The following is a 20,767-nucleotide window of genomic DNA, read 5'->3' on the forward strand; positions in this document are numbered from 1 at the left end:
ACCTCCTGTCTCGTGGGCTCGGAGATGTGTATAAGAGACAGTTCATGTTCATGGTCACATCGCCAACGGAAGCGGCGAGGGTGCCAGCGTTGTTCACGCCCACGCCATTGCCGGTACCGATCAGCGTAATTTTGTTGGCGTACATGCCGCCCAGGTTGGACACGTCAAGGCCTATGCCAGACTGACGAGCAGCAGAGAGCAGGGTGGCTTTGGTGTTGTCGACATTAACGCGGTTTTGGCCATAAGTGACCCGTAGATCCTGGGCCTGCACGTCGGCGTTAATGGCAACGGTGTGGGCGATTAGATCGGTATAGTTGGCGCTGGAACTCTGCAAGCCATCGCCAGTAATGGTAATTTTACCTTTGTTGACAACGTAATCGAGGACGCGGCCATTAGCCACCGAGGCCTTGCCCGTGGTCAAGGTCGCACGATTGGCGTTGATAAAACCGCAGCCGTTGCAGGTAATCCCCGATGGGTTGGCAATAATAACCTGTGCATTCTGACCTGCTACCTCAATCATACCGTTGAGTTGGCTGGCTTTAGCGGAGTTGACTTCATTGAGGATAACGTTGGCGGCACCGTTGGCTAAATTCTTGTTGCCGTTAATGGCACCCGCCACCTGGGTCGTTGAATTTTGTGCGCTGTTATTTAGCACCACTCCACCACGGTCTACGTCAAACTGGTTATAGATATTGTGAGATACGCCCCCTCTGCCGGGCTTATTAATGTCGATAACCGTACCGCCCTTGATGGAGCTGGCACCGAGCGATGGGCCACCTGGGGCGGAAACGATAGCGGCGTGGGCAACGGTTACTCCCTGTAAGGCCAGCAGGCTAAAGAAACAAATTGGCGAAAGTTTGGCAAAAAACGGTTTCTGTTTGTTTTTTAGGGTCATAATATTATTTCCTATAATATTTGAAATGCAAAGGCTATCAATATGGGTAGCCGAACTGGTGGAAAAAGGTTTTGCAACCGACTTCATTTCTGTCAAGCATGAGGGAGCATCCCCCAGTTGTGCAGGAGGTATAGGCTATTATTTGATTAGCTCAAGGTGCTATATTTGCCATGTGGCTATTCGTAGTAGCTATTAACCGCGGATGACAATGTTTACGCTTTATCTGCGTTTAACAAAATGCGCATTCTACTTGTAATATTTTCCCTGTCTACTTTTTGGCGTTAATACAGGATCTTTCTCGTGAATTTTAAATTACATCAATGATTTTTGTTTTAAGTATATTTAAAACAAATGTTTTATTTGAAATTCAAGATTAAAAGTATTTGGGGTATTTAAGTGGGTATGGTATTGGGGAGAGATCTTAGGTTTTGCCAGGATGGGGAGGGGCTATTTCGTCAAGGTCGTTCTCAACTCATGGCCCCCTTCTTGGAACCGTCACTGCGGATTATTTGGCACCGCTAAGTGCCATTTTATATCGCTATTCTGCTAGTTCGATCAACAGCAGTATTGCTGCGTTACCCCCCCATTCTTTGGGGGCCTGGTGGAACGCCAGCACGTCCGGATGTTGCGCCAACCAAAGCGGCGTTTGCTGCTTGAGGATGTGTTTGCCGTGGCCGTGCATCACGCAGGCACAATGCACGTGCTCACGCTTGCAGGCGGCGATCATCGCCCCGAGTTCCTGCTTGGCCTGCATCTGTGTCAAGCCATGCAAATCCAGGAACAGATCCGGCACGTAGTCCCCACGACGCAGTTTCTTCAACTCATAGTGGCTGTAGCCGGGACGCACATAGCGCGTTGGGCCTTCATCTTCCAACTGCGGCTGAAACTCATCGGAAAAGTAAAAGCTGGCATCCACCTGCTCTTGCAACAGGCGTTGCGGCGCGAGCTGCTTGGTTTTCATTTTAGGTTTTGGGTGGACGATGGTGTCCTGCGGCAGCTTCTTTGCTCCAGCTACCGACTCTCTAAAGAGCAATAATTCATCTTTGCTCAGAGGGGGCTTATTCTTCATTATTCGCTCGTCGCCTATCATTTATCGCGCTAGTTTACCTGCTCGAAGGTTTCTGTCGACGCAAAACTGGCACTGAATGCCAACCAGAATGCTGCTACGCTGCTATTGCTGCTGATTTGTCGCAGGCTTCATGGCAAACTACGGGGCTAAATCATGAATCATCGCGCCTGCCGGAGGGCAAATTGGACAAAATTTTCGTCGAAGAAGCAGTGAATGAGCTGCACACCATTCAGGATATGCTGCGCTGGGCCGTAAGCCGTTTCAACGCCGCCAATATCTACTATGGCCACGGAACCGATAACCCGTGGGACGAAGCCGTGCAATTGGTCTTGCCCAGCCTGTTCCTGCCGTTGGATATTCCTGAAGATATGCGCACTGCGCGTTTGACCTCCAGCGAGCGTCACCGCATCGTTGAGCGAGTGATCCGCCGTGTCAACGAGCGCATCCCGGTTGCTTACCTGACCAATAAAGCCTGGTTCTGCGACCTGGAGTTCTATGTCGATGAGCGCGTGCTGGTACCGCGTTCACCGATTGGTGAGCTGATCAACGACCGCTTCAGCGCGCTGATCCCCCATCCGCCACGCCATATCCTGGATATGTGTACCGGTAGTGGCTGTATTGCTATCGCGTGTGGCTATGCCTTCCCGGAAGCGGAAGTGGACGCGGTAGATATCTCTACCGACGTGCTGGCCGTGACCGAGCGTAATATTCAGGCGCACGGCGTGGAACATCAGGTGATCCCGATCCGCTCCGATCTGTTCCGTGACGTCCCCGCGATCCAATACGATCTGATCGTCACCAACCCGCCGTATGTCGATGCGGAAGACATGTCCGATCTGCCGCAAGAGTTCCGCTTTGAGCCGGAACTTGGCCTGGCTGCAGGCAGCGACGGCCTGAAGCTGGTGCGCCGCATTCTGGCCTGTGCGCCAGACTTCCTGAGCGACGACGGCGTGCTGATTTGTGAAGTGGGCAACAGCATGGTACATCTGATGGAACAATATCCGGATATTCCGTTCACCTGGCTGGAGTTTGATAACGGCGGGGACGGCGTCTTCATGCTGACGAAACAGCAGCTGATTGACTGTAAAGATCATTTCAGCCTCTACCGCAGCTAACCAACAACCTGGGCTCGCCATAGTGTGGGCCTGTATGCCCCGTTTGCACGCGAACGGGATGACAACCAACGGTAAGGAGCCGTGATGGCAGGGAACAGTATTGGGCAGTTTTTCCGCGTCACCACATTTGGTGAATCTCACGGTGTGGCGCTGGGATGTATCGTAGACGGTGTGCCGCCAGGTATTCCGCTGACAGAAGCTGATTTGCAGCACGATCTCGATCGTCGCCGCCCCGGCACTTCGCGCTATACCACCCAGCGCCGCGAGCCGGATCAGGTGCGTATCCTCTCCGGGGTTTTTGAAGGCGTCACTACTGGCACCAGCATTGGCCTGATGATCGAAAACACCGATCAGCGCTCGCAAGACTACGGCGCGATCAAAGATGTGTTCCGCCCTGGCCATGCCGATTACACCTACGAACAGAAATACGGCGTGCGTGATTATCGCGGCGGTGGCCGTTCTTCGGCGCGTGAAACCGCGATGCGCGTTGCCGCCGGTGCCATTGCCAAAAAATATCTGGCGCAGAAGTTTGGCGTACAGGTGCGCGGCTATCTGGCGCAGATTGGCGACGTGAGCTGCGAGCTGAAAGATTGGGATCAGGTTGAGCAGAACCCGTTCTTCTGCCCGGATCCGGACAAGCTTGAAGCTCTGGACGAACTGATGCGCGCGCTGAAAAAAGAGGGCGACTCCATCGGTGCCAAAGTGACCGTGGTGGCGGAAAACGTCCCGGTAGGGTTGGGCGAGCCGGTATTCGATCGTCTGGATGCCGACTTGGCGCATGCGCTGATGAGCATCAATGCGGTCAAAGGTGTAGAAATTGGCGACGGTTTTGCCGTGGTCACCAAGCGTGGCAGCGAAAACCGCGATGAAATCACCCCTGAAGGTTTCCAGAGCAACCACGCTGGCGGCATTCTTGGTGGTATCAGCAGCGGTCAGCCGGTGATTGCCCATCTGGCGCTGAAGCCGACCTCCAGCATCATGGTGCCGGGCCGTACGATCAACCGTCAGGGTGAAGCGGTGGAAATGGTCACCCGTGGCCGCCACGATCCGTGCGTCGGGATCCGTGCTGTGCCGATCGCCGAAGCGATGATGGCGATCGTGCTGATGGATCATCTGCTGCGCCAGCGTGCGCAAAACGGTGATGTGATTTCCGACGTACCACGCTGGTAAGGGACTACGATGAAAAAATGGCTGCTGGGCTTCGCTGCGTTGATCGCTTCCAGCTCTGCCTTGGCGTTAACGCCGTGGCAAAAGATTGACCATCCGGTCAGTGGAACTGCACAGGCCGTTGGCGGTTTCGCCAATGGTTGTATTATCGGGGCGCATCCGTTGCCGCTTAACTCACCGGATTATCAGGTGATGCGTACCGACCAGCGGCGCTACTTCGGCCATCCTGACCTGCTGGCGTTTATTCAACGCCTGAGCAGCCAGGCCAACCAGAAAGCACTGGGCACGGTGTTGATCGGCGATATGGCAATGCCAGCCGGTGGGCGCTTCAGCAGCGGCCATGCCAGCCACCAATCCGGTTTGGACGTGGACATCTGGTTGCAGCTGCCGCGCCAACGTTGGAGCGCTCAGCAACTGTTGAAACCGCAGCCGATCGATCTGGTCTCTGGCGACGGTAAGCAAGTAGTGGATCGCCAGTGGCAGCCGCAAATCGAATCTTTGATCAAGATGGCGGCGCAGGACAGCGAAGTGACGCGGATCTTCGTTAACCCGGCGATCAAACAGCGTCTTTGCCAGGATGCCGGTGCCGATCGCGGTTGGTTGCATAAGGTCCGGCCTTGGTTTGGGCATCGTGCGCATATGCACGTACGCTTGCGTTGCCCGGCGGGTAGCCTGGAGTGTCTGGATCAGGATGCGCCGCCGGTGGGTGATGGCTGTGGTGCCGAGTTGGCCAGTTGGTTCAAACCGCATCAGCCGAATGCCAATCCGGTCAAGAAAGAGCCACCACCGCTGCCGCCAACCTGTCAGGCGCTGCTGGATAGCCACTTCGCCAATCGCTGATAGCCTGATGAAAACGCCTCGAATGGGGCGTTTATTTTTTGAGTTTTAAGGCGTAGTGTGTGCGGCAAACAAAGTGGCTCCACTTTTGCAGGCAGACGACTTATGGATGGGCTGGTATTAGGTCCCGAATTGCTCGGGATTCTGTTTTTGGTAGCAATGTTCGCCGGGTTTATTGATTCGATCGCCGGTGGTGGTGGGCTGTTGACCGTACCGGCTCTGCTGGCCGTTGGCGTCCCGCCAACCCAGGCGCTGGCGACCAATAAATTGCAGTCGGTTGGGGGATCGTTTTCCGCCAGCCTGTACTTTGTTCGCCGTCGCGCTGTCGATCTTAATACCCAGAAGCTGACCATCTTCCTGACGCTGGTGGGATCAGTGATCGGCGCGCTCCTAGTGCAGCACATGCGTGCCGATATATTGCGGCAGATGCTGCCGCTGTTGGTGATTGGTATCGGCGTCTATTTCTTGCTGACGCCACGGCTGGGGGAAAACGATCGCCAGCGTCGGCTGGGGGCGTTACCCTTTGGCCTGGTAGCTGGGGGCTGCGTAGGGTTCTACGACGGTTTCTTCGGGCCAGGAGCCGGTTCGTTCTATGCCTTGGCCTATGTGACGCTGTGCGGTTTTAACCTGGCCAAGGCGACCGCCCATGCCAAGGTGTTGAACTTCACCTCCAATCTGGGCAGCCTGGTGCTGTTTATTATCGGCGGCCAAGTGATCTGGAGTATTGGTCTGGTGATGCTGGTAGGGCAGGTGTTCGGAGCCCGTCTTGGGGCGCACATGGTGCTGACCAAGGGCCAGAAGCTGATCCGGCCGATGATCGTGATAGTGTCTCTGATCATGAGCTGCAAATTGCTGTACGACAATCACGGGGCGGAAATCCAGCAGTGGTTGGCGTTGCATTTTTAACATTTCAAAGGGGCGGCAAGCCGAGAGATATCGGCTATAATGGCCTCCTTAATTTTGTGGTTATTTGAGTTTTTTATGCCAAACACACACCAGTATCCGCAACTGATTGAAATCTTTAATCAGTGTTTTAGCGATGAGTTCAATACCCGCCTGGTCAAAGGCGACGATGAGCCTATCTATCTGCCTGCCGATGATGAGCTGCCTTATAATCGCATCGTCTTTGCACACGGCTACTATGCCAGCGGCATGCATGAAATCTCCCATTGGTGCATCGCCGGAGCAGAACGCCGCAAGCTGGTGGACTTCGGTTACTGGTATTGCCCGGATGGGCGCGATGCCCAGACGCAGAGTGAATTCGAGGCGGTTGAGATTAATCCGCAGGCGCTGGAGTGGATGTTCTGCGTGGCGGCCGGTTTCCCGTTCAACGTCAGTTGCGACAATCTCAGTGGAGATTGCGAGCCGGATCGCATCGGTTTTCAGCGTAAAGTCCGTACCCGAGTGCTGGAATTGCTGGAACGGGGAATACCCACACGACCTGCGCGCTTTATTCAGGCGCTGCAATCGTTTTACAATACGCCTCCGCTGGCGGCCGAGCATTTTCCCTACCCGGAAGATCTCTGAGGCCAGAGTCTGTTTGTTAACGAGGAAATTTGATGATCGCAGAATTTGAAGCGCGCATTCTGGCGCTGATTGATGACATGGTAGAGCACGCCAGCGATGATGAACTGTTTGCCGGTGGCTACCTGCGCGGTCATCTGACTTTGGCGGTGGCGGAATCGGAAGAACATGCCGAACACAGCGCCGAGCAGCTCAAGGTGCGGGTGCAGAGCAGCCTGGACAAGGCCATCAAGGCCGGGGAGCTTTCCCCGCCGGATCAGATACTGGTGCTGGGCATGTGGGAAAACCTATATCAGACAGCGTTGCCGACTGAGTAAAACGCCCCCTCACCCTAACCCTCTCCCACAGGGAGAGGGGACCGATTGTGCCCCAGTTTTACTCCAGTAATCTGCCCGCAGCGTCACATCAATGAGTAAGAGAATTAAACGTGCAACAGGTTAAACTCTGTACCTAATTGCCACTCTGTACAGCCCCCTCTCCCTGTGGGAGAGGGTTGGGGTGAGGGGAGCCATTATACCTCGCGTCCCTTCAGTAGCTTCCTGACCCACATGCGGTTTGGGTTTAACGCTGCCAACATCTCGCTATCCCCCGGTAAGGGTTCGCCAAACAGCTGAGCCGCTAAAATCTCCGCGGCCAACGGCGCCGAGCACAGGCCGCGTGAGCCCAAGGCTCCGATCATAAACAACCCCGGATACATTGGCGCATCGGCAATTGTTTCACCGCGCTGGCGTTGCAGCTGTAAATCGCCATACAGCGCCAGAGTGGCTTGATAGTCCGGCACGGCACCGACCATCGGCATATGGTCTCGCGTAGCGCTGCGTACGCCACAGCGTGCCTGCTGACCACTGATATCCACCTCTTGCGTCCAGTTCTGTGCTGGCAGACAGCGCAGCAGGCGATCGCGGTTCTCTTCTTGCTCTGCCTGGCTATATTCAGTGTTTGATTCACCGCGCAGGTAGCTGGCACCAATACAGTGCTGCTGATTGCCAGGATTCACCGGCGTCAGATAACCGTCGTAACACAGTACCTGCTTTAACTCACTTAAGATTGGCGTAGTGGGAATATGTGAAACCTGGCCGCGCACCGCATATGCCGGTAGTGCGGCGCTAGGTGACAGAGTGGTGAGTTGGTGCCCGTTAGCCAGGATCACCGTCGCATGTTGGTGAGTTTCACCCTCAGCAAAATGCAACTGCCAACCCTCATCATTGCGGTTCAGATCGGAAAGCGTATGCAGATAGTGGCAAACCAATCCCTGCCGTTCGGCCAGGGCAATCGCGGCACGCGTCAGGTCAGCAGGGCACAGCCATCCCCCGAGCGAATAGTGAATGCCACCAAACTCCGTATCGATCCCACACAGGGCGCTAAGCGTAGCGCGATCGGCCTGTTGTGCCAGAGTATGCGGCCAGGCAACGGCCAGGATCTTGGCGATCTTCCCCGCGCTTTTCTCGTCATAGGCCAATTGGCTGACGCCACACCACTGGTGATCGAACTCAACCTGCTGTTGCAGCAGGGCGTCATACTGGCGGCGGGCAAAGGGGAAGGCGGCGGAGAAGAAGTTTTCCAACGCATCGCCCCGGCCATTCAGCAATGGGTACAGCGCCCCCTGGCGATTGCCGGATGCTCCCTCTGCAGGCTGTGCATCGGCGCAATACAAGCTAACCCTGGCCCCACGGCGCAATAAGGCCAATGCGGTGAGCGCACTGGCTACGCCGCCGCCAATAATGGCGACATCGTCGGTATTCTCCGCTGCCGGGCGAAGGAACCACGGGCTTGGATTGACGCTTGCCGGGGTGTCGGCGGGGAGCTGGCCGGTGAGCATCTCGCGTTTCTGGCCAAAGCCTTTGCATTTGCTGACCTCAAACCCGGCCTGCTGCAATCCACGGCGGACAAACCCTGCGGCAGTGAAGGTGGCAAAGCTGCCGCCTGGGCGGGCAAAACGCGCCATGGTGGCAAACAGCGGTTCGCTCCACATATCGGGGTTTTTGGACGGCGCAAAGCCATCCAGGAACCAGGCGTCAATTTGATCGTTCATGCTGGCGTCAAAGTGTGGCAACAGGGTATTGACGTCACCGAACCATAAATCGAGCGTGATCTGCCCTTCGGCAAGCAGCAGGCGGTGGCACCCTGGCAGCGGCAAAGGCCACTGGGCGCGAAGTTCATCGGCAAAGGGGGCCAGTTCTGGCCATTGGGCATGGGCTGCCGCCAGATCGTCCAACTGCAACGGGTATTTCTCAAAGCTGATAAAATGCAGGCGCCGCAAACTTGCTGCGGGTGTCTCCTGCCGAAAATGGGCAAAGGCCTGCCACAGGGTGAGAAAATTCAGGCCGGTACCGAAGCCGGTTTCTGCCACAATAAACAGTGAGCGTGGGTGATCGCTGAAGCGTTGTGGCAACCGGTTGCCCCCCAGAAAGACGTAGCGGGTTTCCTCTAGCCCATCCTGGTTGGAAAAATAGACGTCATCAAACTGTTTCGAAACAGGTGTACCTTGTTCATTCCAGCTTAACGCTGCGGTTTGGATGGGGGCATTGCTCACGGTAGGTTGCTCGTAATTCAAGGGATAAAGCGATTTTAACGGGGGTAGCCCCGAGGTGCAAACTGGGTAAAGATAATGCAAAATTATTCTGATCGGACTTGTTCGGCGTACATCTGTACGCTAAAGTGCGATGCAAAATCCCGAATGTAAATTGTGGAAGAGGTACTTGAATGAAACGTGCAGTGATTACTGGCCTGGGAATCGTCTCCAGCATTGGTAACAACCAGCAGGAGGTCCTGGCAAGTCTGCAGGAAGGCCGCTCTGGGATCACCTTCTCTCAGGAGCTGAAAGATTCCGGCATGCGTAGTCACGTATGGGGTGATGTTAAACTCGACACTACCGGTCTGATTGACCGTAAAGTGATGCGCTTTATGAGCGACGCGTCGGTTTACGCCTATCTCTCCATGGAACAAGCGATTCAAGATTCCGGCCTGGCAGCCGATCAGGTTTCCAACGATCGCACCGGTCTGGTGGTCGGTTCCGGTGGTGGTTCTCCACGTAACCAGGTTGCGGGTTCTGACGGTATGCGCGCCAAAGGCCTGCGTGGCGTTGGTCCATACATGGTGACCAAGGCGATGGCATCAGGCGTTTCTGCCTGCCTGGCTACGCCATTCAAAATTCGCGGCGTGAACTACTCCATCAGCTCTGCCTGCGCAACTTCAGCACACTGTATCGGCCACGCCGTTGAGCTGATCCAACTGGGTAAACAAGACGTCGTCTTTGCTGGCGGTGGTGAAGAGCTGTGCTGGGAAATGGCCTGCGAATTCGACGCCATGGGCGCGCTGTCTACCAGCTATAACGACACGCCAGAGAAAGCTTCCCGTACCTATGATGCAGCGCGTGACGGTTTCGTTATCGCAGGCGGCGGCGGCATGGTCGTGGTTGAGGAGTTGGAACATGCTCTGGCTCGCGGCGCACATATCTATGCGGAAATCATCGGTTACGGTGCCACTTCAGACGGTGCCGACATGGTGGCTCCATCGGGTGAAGGCGCGGTGCGTTGCATGAAGATGGCAATGCAGGGCGTAGACACCCCAATCGACTACATGAACGTACACGGCACCTCCACGCCGGTCGGCGATGTGAAAGAACTGGGCGCGATCCGTGAAGTCTTTGGCGATAACACCCCGGCTATCTCTTCAACCAAAGCCATGACTGGCCACTCATTGGGTGCGGCGGGCGTGCAGGAAGCGATTTATAGCCTGCTGATGGTCGAGCACGGCTTCATTGCGCCAAGCATCAACATCGATAACCTCGATGAGAAGGCGGCTGGCATGAACATCGTGACCGAGCCAACCAAGCGTGAGCTGACCACGGTCATGTCCAACAGCTTCGGTTTCGGCGGCACCAACGCCACGCTGGTAATGCGTAAACTGCAGAAGTAAGCGTAGGGCGTCATATTATCAATCGGGTACGTTAAAGACGTACCCGATTTTTTTGTTTTCTAGACGATGGAATGCTTCAGTTCGACATTCTGCTTTCGTTCAATAAAGCGTCAGCTGAAGAAATAGAAACGTGCCACAATCAGCCCCGTTAAAAGGGTTAGCGCAATGATGCTGCGCTTTAAGTTTTCCAAGGTTATTCTCCTCATTATCTATTTGCAGTATAGGCACTTTATTCAGGTCGTTAATGGGATAAATATGATATTTAATCGACGTTGATAGAGTGAAAATACGCCTTGAAATGTCAGCGTGAGTCAGTATTTTTATATTTTTGTAAAATCAATAATAGGTGTCAGGGCTGGGTCATTAATGGCGTTGCTTGTGGGACAGGTCCGTGTGTAATTCTAAATAACGCTTAAACAAAACTCCTGAAAGTACGATTCTCTAGCATATTATTTATCAAAAATAAAACAGCCATTATTAAATTAAACGAGGCTGCGTTTTTCGTTTAACTTAAAAAATACTGTGATAATAATGTTTTTATTATGTTAATTTTTTGCTTTTCATATAAATAACGTATAAACAACATTTCCGTTTTTTATCTCTATCAGATAAAACCCGGCATAATGCCCACGCTTTATCTAGCTTTACGATCTCGTTATGGCGAGGCTCCTATACGAACACAAGTTACCGCTCTAATGGCATCGAGAGAGGCCACCAAGGGTAAAACAAGCATTAGCCGAATCAAGGCATTGCTAAGGTAACTTCCCTCTGGGGATACGTTGTATAGTGCTAAACCCAAGACGTGGGGATCGGCTTTCGCTGTCCTGTCTTGTCGCCTCTATGAGACTCCATCTTTCAATCGGGAGTATCTAGAATGTCACATGTTGTATTGCAAGACCTTTACCAAAATACCAACTTTGAAGACGACGCCATCGCGCGTTATATGAACAAAAAAGTCTTTGTTCTGCATCAAGATCTTTACGTTGGCGAAGCCAGGAAAATATTCGTTAATCAACTTTCCAACGACGATATTCCCGCACAAATCTTTATTGAAGATGGCACTAAACTGGTGGGCGTCCTTTCTGTTAAACGCTTATTGCAGGAAGAACATAATGGCGAGCGTATCAAGGATATGATGGAAACCACCTTCTTCCATGTAAAACCCACGGACGAACGTGAACATATCGCTAAACTGGTGGACAATAATAATTTAGATATTGTGGCGGTGGTCGATAATGGCCGCTTGGTTGGCTGCTTAACGGAGCGCGAAATAGCGCAGATTATTGAGGATGAAAACACCGAGGATGCCCATATGCAAGGGGCAAGCCTGCCGTTGGATAAGCCTTACCTTGAAATGACCTCCTTCGAGCTGTGGAAAAAACGTAGCGTGTGGCTGCTGTTGCTGTTCGTCGCTGAAGCTTATACCAGTACGGTTATTCAGCATTTTGAAGAGTCATTGGAAGCGGCGATTGCCCTGGCCTTCTTTATCCCACTATTGGTGGGGACAGGTGGTAACAGCGGTACGCAAATCACCTCCACCATTGTGCGGGCTATGGCCTTGGGAGAGGTCCGCATGCGCGATGTGGGGCGCGTGCTACGCAAGGAAATGACGACCTCGGTGATGATCGCGTTAACGTTGGCCTGTGCTGGCGCGTTCCGTGGTTGGATGATGGGGATCGGCTATGAGATTACGCTCATCGTGAGCTTGACCCTGGTTTGTATTACGCTGTGGGCCGCGATTGTCTCTTCCGTGATCCCAATGGCACTGAAACGCTTCGGTGTGGATCCTGCCGTAGTCTCCGCCCCGTTTATCACCACGCTGATAGACGGCACCGGCTTGATCATCTACTTCAAAATAGCCCAGTGGACCTTGGGGCTAAATTAATATGCAAACCGGCGAAAGCCGGTTTTTTGCTATGATTAGCGGGATTTTTAAGATGTGTAGTTGACTGAAATCAAAGCATTTCCAGTTTACAGGATCGTTCCGAGGTGGCTTTGTCAGCGGGTGTAAATTCCGTACCTGAAAGGGTTTTCTGCCGATATACTCAGCGCAGTTTCTTACTCTGGAATTTTTGCATGTCGGCTTTGGCGTCCATCTCAATATCTATGCATCGGTTGCGCTTCGCCAAGAAGCGGGCCGCAGCATGGCTATTGGCCGTCTGCTGGCTACTGCTCAACAGCCAACTGGCGATTGCCAGCCATCACTGTGACCTGCAACTCACCACCGTTGCGCCAGCCGCGCAGCATACGATGCATATGCAGGCCGCCGATCCGCTAGCAAATGAGATGATGCAGGCCGAAGGGCCGCTGTGTGAAAAGCACTGCGTTCCAGATTCGGCACAGCAAGACCACGGTAATCTTGCCCTGGCGGCAGTAATACCTGCCAGCAGTGAGCTGTTGGTTGCCGCTCCTCAGCCCCAGGCACAGTTCTTACGCCTCGATTGGCAAACCCCTCCGATAGCAGGCCCACCGGCAGAGATCGTCTTCTGCCGCTTCCGTGAATAGCCAAACCAACCGCTTTGCCGTCCAGCACGGCGACCTGAGTTGTTTTTGTCTATTTTATGGAGCTATCGTTATGCGTAATCTGATCACTGCCGTTTTCATCTCTCTGATGTTCTCTTCATTTGTCTCCGCCGCGGAGATGCAACATCACCAACATGCTAGCCAAGACGCCGCCGTCTATCACTCTAAAGGGACCGTTAAGGCCTGGGGTGAGCAGAAAGTGTCGCTCGCCCATCCTGCCATCCCTGCCTTGAATTGGCCGCCGATGACCATGAATTTCCTTCAGCCTCAGCCGCCGTTGCCTGCCTTGGCTGCCGGGACTGCGGTGGAGTTCAGCTTCCGTCAGGTTGGCGGCGGCTATCAGCTGACCGCCATCAGCGCCAGCCAAGACTAACGGGGGCACCATGTCCAGACTACTTTCTCACCCATTACGGGTGGGCTGGCTGCTGCTCGCCTGTTGGACGGCGAGTGCACAGGCAACCGGCCTGACGTTGGAGCAATCGTTGGCGGCGGCTGAGCGCTATTCCGCCGAGCTTTCGGCTAATCAACATCAGGTGAACGCGCTGCAAAACATGGCGGATTCGGCGATGGAATTGCCCGATCCCAAGCTGAAATTCGGCATTGAAAACGTGCCGGTACAAGGCGGTAACGCCCGGCGTTTGACTCGTGAGGGGATGACCATGGAGCGGGTTGGCATCATGCAGGATTATGTCAGCAGCACCAAACGCCAAAGTAAGGCGGATACCCTACGGGCCGAGGCCAATAAAACCGAAGCCAGCAGTGCGACGATCCGCGCCCGCTTGCAGCAGCAGACGGCACAAGCCTGGTTGGAGTTGGCGTTGAGCCAGCAGACGCTGAAGGATGCTACGGCCTTGCTCAAGGAGAGTGAGCGTCAGATCGCCGCGCAACATGCCGGAGTAGCCAGTGGCAGTTCGCCCGCCGCTAACGTTATCGATGCTCGTTTGACGCTGTTGGCGATGCAGGATCGGCTTAGTGAGGCGCAGCGTGATGTCACCATCGCCCAGGCGCGCTTGACCCAGTTGACCGGGCAGCAGGTGGAGGGGATCGGTGGCCCGTTGCCACGCTTCGAGCGCCTGCCCGCCGAGAGCAACCTGTTACGGCAGGCGATTAAACAGCATCCAGAGGTGGTGCAGGCCAGCCGTGAGGCCGATGTGGCCAAGGCGCGATCGGCGCAGTCTGAGGTGGCCGCCATTCCGGATGTGGGCATAGAGGTGTCGTATGGCAAACGGGCCGATGGCTATGAGGATATGGCAGGTGTGATGTTTACCGTCGATCTGCCCCTGTTCCGCTCCCAACGTCAGGATAAGGACTATGCCGCTGACGTTTCCCGTTCGATGGAGGCCAACGACCAACTGACGTTATTGATCCGCGATCATCAGGCCCAGCTAGATACCCTGCTGGCGCAGTATCAGGCCGCGCAGGCGCAATGGCAGCGTCAGCAACAGCAGGCGATACCGCTGCAGCAACAGCGTGTGGCACTGCAACTGGCACAATACCGCAGTGGCAAAAGCGATCTCTCCTCGGTGTTGGAGGCGCGCCGGGCCTTGCTCGACAGCCGCCTTAGCGCCGGTAAGGCCGCGCGTGAATTGGCTCAGTTGTGGGCTGCCATTCGTTATCTCACCGTGCAGGAGGCAAAGTCATGAAAATGCGTTTTAGCCTGACGCTGTTAGCCGCCCTATTGGGCGGTGCTATGGGCGGTTACTGGTTTGCCGGGGAAAAAACCGCGGCGCAACCCGCTAGCGACGGTGCCGAACGGCAGGTGCTGTACTGGTACGATCCGATGGTGCCAGGCCAGCGTTTTGATAAGCCGGGCAAATCGCCGTTTATGGATATGGAACTGGTGCCACGCTATGCCGATGAGCAGCAGGATGATGGGGGTGTCACTATCAGCGCCCGGCAGCAGCAGAATCTGGGCGTCCGTACAACGGCAGCACAACTGCGTGAATTGAATTTGCAGCTTGATGCCTATGGCAGCGTTGCCACCGATGAACGCGGCGTGCAGGTCATTGCCGCCCGGGCCAATGGGCTGATAGATAAACTCTATGTGCGTGCCAGCCAGCAGCAGGTAAAGAAAGGGCAAGCGTTAGCACAGCTATGGATCCCGGATTGGAGTGCTGCACAGCAGGAATACCTGGCGATCCGCAAACTGGGCGATAGCGCACTGACCTCTGCCGCCCGCCAGCGTCTGGCATTGCAGTTTATGCCTGAAGCCATCATTCGCCATGTTGAACGCAGTGGCCAACCCCAGACCCGCATTACCATTACCGCCCCGGAGAGTGGGTTTATCAACAAGCTGGACGCACGGGAAGGGATGCAGGTCACCGCGACGCAGGGCCTGTTTGAGCTGGCCAGTCTCGATCCGGTGTGGATGGTGATTGATTACCCGCAGGCGCAGGCCGGGCTGTTACAGGTTGGCGATGCAGTGGCAGCCAGCTCCGCCAGTTGGCCGGGTGAACGCTTTACCGGGGAGGTTAGCGAGCTGCTGCCTAACGTCGATCCGCTTACCCGTACCTTTAAAGCACGTATCGTGCTGAAAAATCCCCAACAGCGCCTGAAACCGGGCATGTATTTGCAGGTGCAACTGGCGCAAAACGCCGGGGCCAAGCCAGTGCTGGCTATCCCGCAGGAGGCCCTGATCGGCAGTGGCGATCGCAACCGGGTGCTGGTGGCGGAAGGGAACGGCCACTTTGCTCCGGTTGACGTGGTCGCCGGCCTGGCACAGGACGGTTGGGTAGAAATCAAACAGGGTCTGCAAGCCGGGCAACAGGTGGTCACCTCAGGCCAGTTCCTGATTGATTCCGAAGCCAGCATGCGCAGCGCCTTGCCACAGATGGCCGCGCAGGAGGGGGAAAAACAGTATCAGACGCTGGGCGTGGTAGAGGCGGTGGATAATGTTACCGTCACGCTGTCGCACGATCCGGTCGCAGAGTTGCAATGGCCCGCGATGACCATGGATTTCACACTGCCTGCGGGTGGCTTACCCGCCGGGATTGGCATCGGCAGCAAGGTGATGTTCCACTTTAGCGTGGATGAAAATGGCTCGCACATTAGCCAGATCATGCAGCAAGGAGGCCATCAATGATCGCCTCCGTGATCCGCTGGTCGATACGCAATCGCCTGTTGGTATTACTGGCTTCGATACTGCTGGCCGGGTGGGGCGTATGGGCGTTGCAGAAGGCACCGCTGGATGCGCTGCCCGATCTGTCTGACGTGCAGGTGATCGTCCGGGCGACCTATCCGGGCAAAGCGCCGCAGGTGATCGAAGATCAGGTGACCTACCCGCTGACCACTACCATGCTGACGGTGCCTGGAGCCAGCACGGTGCGGGGCTTCTCGATGTTCGGCGACGCCTACGTCTACATTCTGTTTGAAGACGGTACCGATCCTTACTGGGCGCGTTCGCGGGTGTTGGAGTCACTCAGCCAGGTGCAGTCCTCGTTGCCGCCGCAGGTCAAAGTGGCGCTGGGGCCGGATGCTACCGGTGTTGGCTGGGTTTATGAGTATGCGCTGGTCGATCGTACTGGTAAACACAGCCTGGCGGATCTGCGTGCCTTGCAGGACTGGACGCTCAAATTCGAACTGAAAACCGTGCCTAACGTGGCGGAAGTGGCCAGCGTTGGCGGCATGGTGCGGCAATATCAGGTGATATTAAATCCGCAAAGTATGCGGGCGCTGAATATTACCCATCAGCAGGTGGTGAGCGCCATTCAGGATGCCAACCAGGAAGGCGGTGGTGCGCTGCTGGAGATGGGGGAGGCTGAGTATATGGTACGTACCTCCGGCTACCTGAAAAAACTCGCCGACTTTAATAACGTGGTGATCACCGCCCGCGACGGTGTTCCGATCCTGTTGTCACAAGTGGCAGAATTACGTGAGGGGCCGGAAATCCGCCGTGGTGTGGCAGAACTCAACGGTGAAGGTGAAGTGGCGGGCGGTATTGTGGTCATGCGCTACGGTAAGAATGCGCTGGAAACCATTAATGCGCTGAAGGCCAAACTGCAACAGCTTCAGCACACCCTGCCGCCGGGCGTGGAGATCGTGCCGGTTTATGATCGATCGCAACTGATCGAAAACGCGATCGATACGCTGTCATTCAAGCTGTTGGAAGAGTTCCTGGTGGTCGCGGTGGTGTGCGCTTTATTCCTGTCCCACTTCCGTTCGGCACTGGTGGCGATGGTGACTCTGCCGCTGGGGATCCTGGGTGCCTTTGTGGTGATGCATTACCAGGGCGTTAATGCCAACATCATGTCGCTGGGGGGGATCGCCATTGCCATCGGCGCGATGGTGGATGCGGCGATTGTGATGATCGAAAACATGCACAAAGTGCTGGAGCAGTGGCGGCAACGCCATCCCGGCCAGCAGCCCACCTCAAAAGATTACTGGCACATCTCAGAGCAGGCGGCGGTGGAGGTTGGCCCGGCGCTGTTCTGTAGTCTGTTGATCATCACCCTGTCGTTTATTCCGGTGTTTTCGTTACAGGCGCAGGAAGGGCGGATGTTTGCGCCATTGGCGTTCACCAAAACCTATGCAATGGCGGTATCCGCCGGATTGGGCATCACGCTGGTACCGGTGCTGATGGGCTATTTTATCCGGGGCCGCATTCCGGACGAACATGCCAATCCGATCAATCGCGCCTTGATCCGCATGTATCAGCCGTTGCTGGCGGCGGTGCTGGCACGGCCTAAAACCACCCTGGGGATTTCCGCACTGCTGTTGGTGCTGACCTTATTCCCACTCAGCCGTCTGGGCAGCGAGTTTATGCCACCGTTGGACGAAGGAGATCTGCTGTATATGCCTTCGACCCTGCCGGGGATATCGGCCCGTGAGGCGGCACGGCTGCTGCAATTGACCGACAGGTTGATCAAAACCGTGCCGGAAGTGGACACGGTCTTTGGCAAGGCCGGGCGGGCGGAGACGGCAACCGATCCGGCTCCACTAACCATGTTGGAAACCACCATTCGCTTTAAGCCCCGCGACCAGTGGCGGCCCGGCATGACGATGGACAAACTGGTGTCCGAACTGGACAGCGTGGTCAAGGTGCCCGGCATTGCCAACGTCTGGGTGCCGCCGATCCGTAACCGTCTGGATATGCTGGCGACCGGTATCAAAAGCCCGGTAGGCATCAAGGTCAACGGCAGCAATATTGCCGATATTGAGCAGGCGGCCAGCCAGATTGAGCAGGTGGTGAAGCAGGTTCCAGGTGTGACTTCCGCGCTGGCGGAACGCCTGGCTGGAGGGCGCTATGTGGATATCGATATCGATCGCCAGCGTGCCGCGCGTTACGGCGTTTCGGTGAAAGAGCTGCAATCGGTGGTTGCTACGCTGGTGGGTGGGGAAAACATCGCTGAAACCATTGAAGGGCGTGCACGTTATCCGATCAACGTCCGTTACCCAAGGGAGATCCGTGATTCGCTGCAAAAGCTGCGTGAATTGCCGGTGGTGACGGCGACCGGTGGGCAAGTACCTTTGGCAGAACTGGCGGATATTCGCATCACCGAGGGGCCACCAATGCTGAAAAGCGAGAATGCCCGGCTTTCCGATTGGATCTATGTCGATCTGCGCGGGCGCGATTTGAAATCGGCGGTGGAAGAGATGCAGCAGGTGGTGGCACAGCAGGTGAAGTTGCCAGCCGGGGTTTCCCTCAGTTGGTCCGGGCAGTTTGAGTATCTGGAACGCGCTAGCGCCCAGTTGAAGATTGTGCTGCCGGTAACGCTGGCGATCATCTTTGTGCTGCTGTTTGTCACCTTCAACAGCGTGAGCGATGCGCTGCTGATCATGGCGACGCTGCCGTTTGCGCTGATAGGTGGTGTCTGGCTGCTGTATCTGCTCGATTACAACCTGTCGGTGGCGGGGGCGGTGGGCTTTATTGCCCTTGCCGGGGTGGCGGCGGAGTTTGGCGTAATTATGGTGCTGTACCTTAATCAGGCGCTGGCGAAACATCGTCAACCGGGCCAGCCGTTGAGTCATCAGCAACTAATGGCGGCGATTAGCGAAGGGGCGGTGTTGCGCGTCAGGCCGAAGGTAATGACGGTGGCGACCATTATGGCCGGTTTACTGCCGATTATGTGGGGCGGTGGTGCTGGCTCAGAGGTGATGCAGCGGATTGCCGCACCGATGATTGGCGGTATGGTGAGTGCGCCATTGCTATCGATGCTGGTGATCCCGGCGGTGTATTCGCTGCTGCACCGTAAGGATGAAAAACCTGGTGAGAAAGTGGAGTAATCGACCCCTCACCCCAACCCTCTCCCACAGGGAGAGGGAGCTGGCACGGTGTTGTGGCAAGGTGCCGTGATCAATCTGCTAGCAGGGTAAAAGGCAGTTGATTAGTGCCATGGTCGGGTAAGTTTCTGTGACGAATAGCGAACTCGAACGGTCCCCTCCCACAGGGAGAGGGCGCTGGCACGGTGTTGTGGCAAGGTGCTGTGATCAATCTGCTTGCAGGGTAAAAGGCAGTTGATTTAGTGCCATGGTCAGGTAAGTTTCTGTAACGAAAAGCGAACTCGAACGGTCCACTTTCCTTGTGAGAGGGAGCTGGCAAGGTGCTGTGATCAATCTGTTAGCTGGGTAAAAGGTAGTTGATTAGTGCCATGGTCAGGTAAGTTGCTGTAACGAATAGCGAACTCGAACGGTCCCCTCTCCCTGCGGGAGAGGGTTAGGGTGAGGGGACAACACGTGAGCCAAAACTCTTTACTGCACCAAAAACGCCTTAAACTGCGGCGTCATCACCGCGCTGAAGCCGTCATCGGTTTTGCTGATCAAATACACCGCCAACCCTTTCTCTTCGGCCAGTTTCAGCGCTTTTTCCGTGCCCAGCACCATCAACCCGGTGTCCCAACCATCGGCTTCCAACGCCGTAGGGGCAATGACCGTGGCGGAAACCAGCTTATGGGTGATTGGCCGCCCGGTGACGGGATCGATCACGTGGGAATAGCGCTGACCGTCCTGCTCAAAGTAGTTACGGTAGCTCCCCGAGGTGCTGATGCCATAGCCTTGCAGATCAACCAGCGCCTGCACCGCATTTTCCCGGTCGGTGGGCTTTTGGATCGCCACCCGCCAAGGCTTGTTCTGGCCATTCACGCCGCGTGATGAAACGGCTCCGCCCACCGAGACCAGATAGTTGGTGATGCCTTTGCGCGCCATTAACTGGACCAACTGATCCACCCCGTAACCTTCGCCCAGCGTAGAGAGATCGACATACATTTCCGGCAGATCTTTTTGCAGCCATTCACCCCGATTGTCGCTGAGTAATTTCAGATGCTGTAGGCCAATATGCTGGCGGGCTGCATCGATTTGCTGCTGGCTGGGGACTTTGACGGCCCGCTTGTCCGGGCCGAATCCCCACAGGTTAACCAATGGACCGACGGTGATATCCATCGCGCCCCCGGTATCACGGCCAATGCGCTGAGCGGTGAGGATGATATCGGCCATTCCACGGGGGATGGGCTGCGGCTCGGCCGTGGTGTTCTGGTTGAAGCGGGATAACACCGAATCGGGGCGGTAGGTGGAAATATCGTCGTTGGCCTGCTCCAGCAGTGCATCGATCTCCTGCTGCAATTGTTGTTTGCTCTCGGTGACAGTGCCGCTGACCTTCACGCTATAGAACGTCCCCATGGTTTTGCCTTCGATGTCGATCTGGGGGCGGGTGTTGGCATCGTTACAGGCGGCTAGCAGCATCAGCGCCGCGCTGAGCAGCAGCCTTTTGGCAATGGAATTGGCCAT

The 20,767-nt window shown here is 55.6% G+C and carries 17 protein-coding genes and 1 riboswitch; of the genes, 13 read left to right on the forward strand and 4 right to left on the reverse strand.

Annotated features, from left to right (window positions below; all coding sequences use genetic code 11):
- Both JHD74_RS13905 and smrB read right to left on the reverse strand, forming a co-directional pair.
- The coding region (locus tag JHD74_RS13905) for a filamentous hemagglutinin N-terminal domain-containing protein (protein ID WP_199062907.1) at positions 1-895 on the reverse strand (895 nt) is incomplete at its 3' end.
- 538 nt (positions 896-1,433) lie between these two features.
- Positions 1,434-1,964, reverse strand: coding sequence for an endonuclease SmrB (smrB, locus tag JHD74_RS13910; RefSeq protein WP_199062908.1), 531 nt, complete (start codon positions 1,962-1,964; stop codon positions 1,434-1,436).
- A gap of 182 nt (positions 1,965-2,146) precedes the next feature.
- Between smrB and prmB the strand changes: the two genes are divergently transcribed.
- From prmB to JHD74_RS13940, 6 genes are all read left to right on the forward strand, one after another.
- On the forward strand, positions 2,147-3,079 hold the full coding sequence (gene prmB, locus JHD74_RS13915) for a 50S ribosomal protein L3 N(5)-glutamine methyltransferase (protein WP_024529156.1): 933 nt from the start codon (positions 2,147-2,149) through the stop codon (positions 3,077-3,079).
- A gap of 84 nt (positions 3,080-3,163) precedes the next feature.
- Positions 3,164-4,249 carry a chorismate synthase gene (gene aroC, locus JHD74_RS13920; protein ID WP_021806057.1) on the forward strand — a complete coding sequence of 362 codons (1,086 nt, stop codon included), beginning with the start codon at positions 3,164-3,166 and terminating at the stop codon, positions 4,247-4,249.
- Between the two features lie 9 nt (positions 4,250-4,258).
- Complete coding sequence (gene mepA, locus JHD74_RS13925; RefSeq protein WP_021806056.1) at positions 4,259-5,086, forward strand: penicillin-insensitive murein endopeptidase; 828 nt, start codon at positions 4,259-4,261, stop codon at positions 5,084-5,086.
- Between the two features lie 102 nt (positions 5,087-5,188).
- The gene (locus tag JHD74_RS13930) at positions 5,189-5,989 is read left to right on the forward strand and encodes a sulfite exporter TauE/SafE family protein (RefSeq protein WP_024529155.1); all 801 of its coding nucleotides are present in this window, start codon (positions 5,189-5,191) and stop codon (positions 5,987-5,989) included.
- A gap of 75 nt (positions 5,990-6,064) precedes the next feature.
- Entirely contained in the window at positions 6,065-6,610 is a 546-nt protein-coding gene (locus tag JHD74_RS13935) for an elongation factor P hydroxylase (RefSeq protein WP_024529154.1), read from the forward strand.
- Between the two features lie 32 nt (positions 6,611-6,642).
- Positions 6,643-6,924 carry a YfcL family protein gene (locus JHD74_RS13940; RefSeq protein WP_024529153.1) on the forward strand — a complete coding sequence of 94 codons (282 nt, stop codon included), beginning with the start codon at positions 6,643-6,645 and terminating at the stop codon, positions 6,922-6,924.
- A 194-nt stretch (positions 6,925-7,118) separates the two neighbouring features.
- Here the strand turns inward: JHD74_RS13940 and mnmC are convergent, their stop codons facing one another.
- Positions 7,119-9,140: a bifunctional tRNA (5-methylaminomethyl-2-thiouridine)(34)-methyltransferase MnmD/FAD-dependent 5-carboxymethylaminomethyl-2-thiouridine(34) oxidoreductase MnmC gene (gene mnmC / locus JHD74_RS13945; RefSeq protein WP_199062909.1), complete on the reverse strand. Its 2,022-nt coding sequence runs from the start codon at positions 9,138-9,140 to the stop codon at positions 7,119-7,121.
- Positions 9,141-9,310: 170 nt separating this feature from the next.
- Here mnmC and fabB point away from each other — a divergent pair, with 170 nt between their 5' ends.
- The 7 genes from fabB to JHD74_RS13980 all read left to right on the forward strand — a co-directional run bounded on the left by fabB (position 9,311) and on the right by JHD74_RS13980 (position 19,270).
- Complete coding sequence (gene fabB, locus JHD74_RS13950; RefSeq protein WP_021806051.1) at positions 9,311-10,525, forward strand: beta-ketoacyl-ACP synthase I; 1,215 nt, start codon at positions 9,311-9,313, stop codon at positions 10,523-10,525.
- Positions 10,526-11,169: 644 nt separating this feature from the next.
- Positions 11,170-11,340, forward strand: a riboswitch (M-box (ykoK) riboswitch).
- 59 nt (positions 11,341-11,399) lie between these two features.
- Positions 11,400-12,410: a magnesium transporter gene (locus JHD74_RS13955; protein ID WP_199062910.1), complete on the forward strand. Its 1,011-nt coding sequence runs from the start codon at positions 11,400-11,402 to the stop codon at positions 12,408-12,410.
- Positions 12,411-12,601: 191 nt separating this feature from the next.
- The gene (locus JHD74_RS13960) at positions 12,602-13,030 is read left to right on the forward strand and encodes a hypothetical protein (protein ID WP_199062911.1); all 429 of its coding nucleotides are present in this window, start codon (positions 12,602-12,604) and stop codon (positions 13,028-13,030) included.
- Between the two features lie 70 nt (positions 13,031-13,100).
- Positions 13,101-13,421, forward strand: coding sequence for a copper-binding protein (locus tag JHD74_RS13965; RefSeq protein ID WP_024531287.1), 321 nt, complete (start codon positions 13,101-13,103; stop codon positions 13,419-13,421).
- Positions 13,422-13,431: 10 nt separating this feature from the next.
- Positions 13,432-14,691 carry a TolC family protein gene (locus JHD74_RS13970; protein ID WP_199062912.1) on the forward strand — a complete coding sequence of 420 codons (1,260 nt, stop codon included), beginning with the start codon at positions 13,432-13,434 and terminating at the stop codon, positions 14,689-14,691.
- A complete protein-coding gene (locus tag JHD74_RS13975) occupies positions 14,688-16,130 on the forward strand; it encodes an efflux RND transporter periplasmic adaptor subunit (protein ID WP_199062913.1) in 1,443 nt (480 codons plus the stop codon). Before JHD74_RS13970 ends, JHD74_RS13975 begins: the two co-directional genes overlap by 4 nt.
- Positions 16,127-19,270 carry an efflux RND transporter permease subunit gene (locus JHD74_RS13980; protein WP_024531290.1) on the forward strand — a complete coding sequence of 1,048 codons (3,144 nt, stop codon included), beginning with the start codon at positions 16,127-16,129 and terminating at the stop codon, positions 19,268-19,270. The genes JHD74_RS13975 and JHD74_RS13980 overlap by 4 nt, the downstream gene beginning before the upstream one ends.
- Before the next feature lie 465 nt (positions 19,271-19,735).
- Here JHD74_RS13980 and apbE read toward each other — a convergent pair whose 3' ends face one another.
- Entirely contained in the window at positions 19,736-20,767 is a 1,032-nt protein-coding gene (gene apbE, locus JHD74_RS13985; protein ID WP_024530637.1) for an FAD:protein FMN transferase ApbE, read from the reverse strand.

The organism is Serratia sp. ASV30 (genome assembly GCF_016428815.1).
GTDB lineage: Bacteria > Pseudomonadota > Gammaproteobacteria > Enterobacterales > Enterobacteriaceae > Chania > Chania fonticola_C.

Coding starts and splice junctions, on each gene's coding strand:
- aroC (WP_021806057.1), top strand. CDS start 3,164: ATGGCAGGGAACAGTATTGGGCAGTTTTTCCGCGTCACCACATTTGGT.
- JHD74_RS13930 (WP_024529155.1), top strand. CDS start 5,189: ATGGATGGGCTGGTATTAGGTCCCGAATTGCTCGGGATTCTGTTTTTG.
- JHD74_RS13980 (WP_024531290.1), top strand. CDS start 16,127: ATGATCGCCTCCGTGATCCGCTGGTCGATACGCAATCGCCTGTTGGTA.
- JHD74_RS13960 (WP_199062911.1), top strand. CDS start 12,602: ATGTCGGCTTTGGCGTCCATCTCAATATCTATGCATCGGTTGCGCTTC.
- JHD74_RS13955 (WP_199062910.1), top strand. CDS start 11,400: ATGTCACATGTTGTATTGCAAGACCTTTACCAAAATACCAACTTTGAA.
- mepA (WP_021806056.1), top strand. CDS start 4,259: ATGAAAAAATGGCTGCTGGGCTTCGCTGCGTTGATCGCTTCCAGCTCT.
- JHD74_RS13965 (WP_024531287.1), top strand. CDS start 13,101: ATGCGTAATCTGATCACTGCCGTTTTCATCTCTCTGATGTTCTCTTCA.
- JHD74_RS13940 (WP_024529153.1), top strand. CDS start 6,643: ATGATCGCAGAATTTGAAGCGCGCATTCTGGCGCTGATTGATGACATG.
- fabB (WP_021806051.1), top strand. CDS start 9,311: ATGAAACGTGCAGTGATTACTGGCCTGGGAATCGTCTCCAGCATTGGT.
- JHD74_RS13975 (WP_199062913.1), top strand. CDS start 14,688: ATGAAAATGCGTTTTAGCCTGACGCTGTTAGCCGCCCTATTGGGCGGT.
- JHD74_RS13935 (WP_024529154.1), top strand. CDS start 6,065: ATGCCAAACACACACCAGTATCCGCAACTGATTGAAATCTTTAATCAG.
- JHD74_RS13970 (WP_199062912.1), top strand. CDS start 13,432: ATGTCCAGACTACTTTCTCACCCATTACGGGTGGGCTGGCTGCTGCTC.
- apbE (WP_024530637.1), bottom strand. CDS start 20,767: ATGGCCAATTCCATTGCCAAAAGGCTGCTGCTCAGCGCGGCGCTGATG.
- smrB (WP_199062908.1), bottom strand. CDS start 1,964: ATGAAGAATAAGCCCCCTCTGAGCAAAGATGAATTATTGCTCTTTAGA.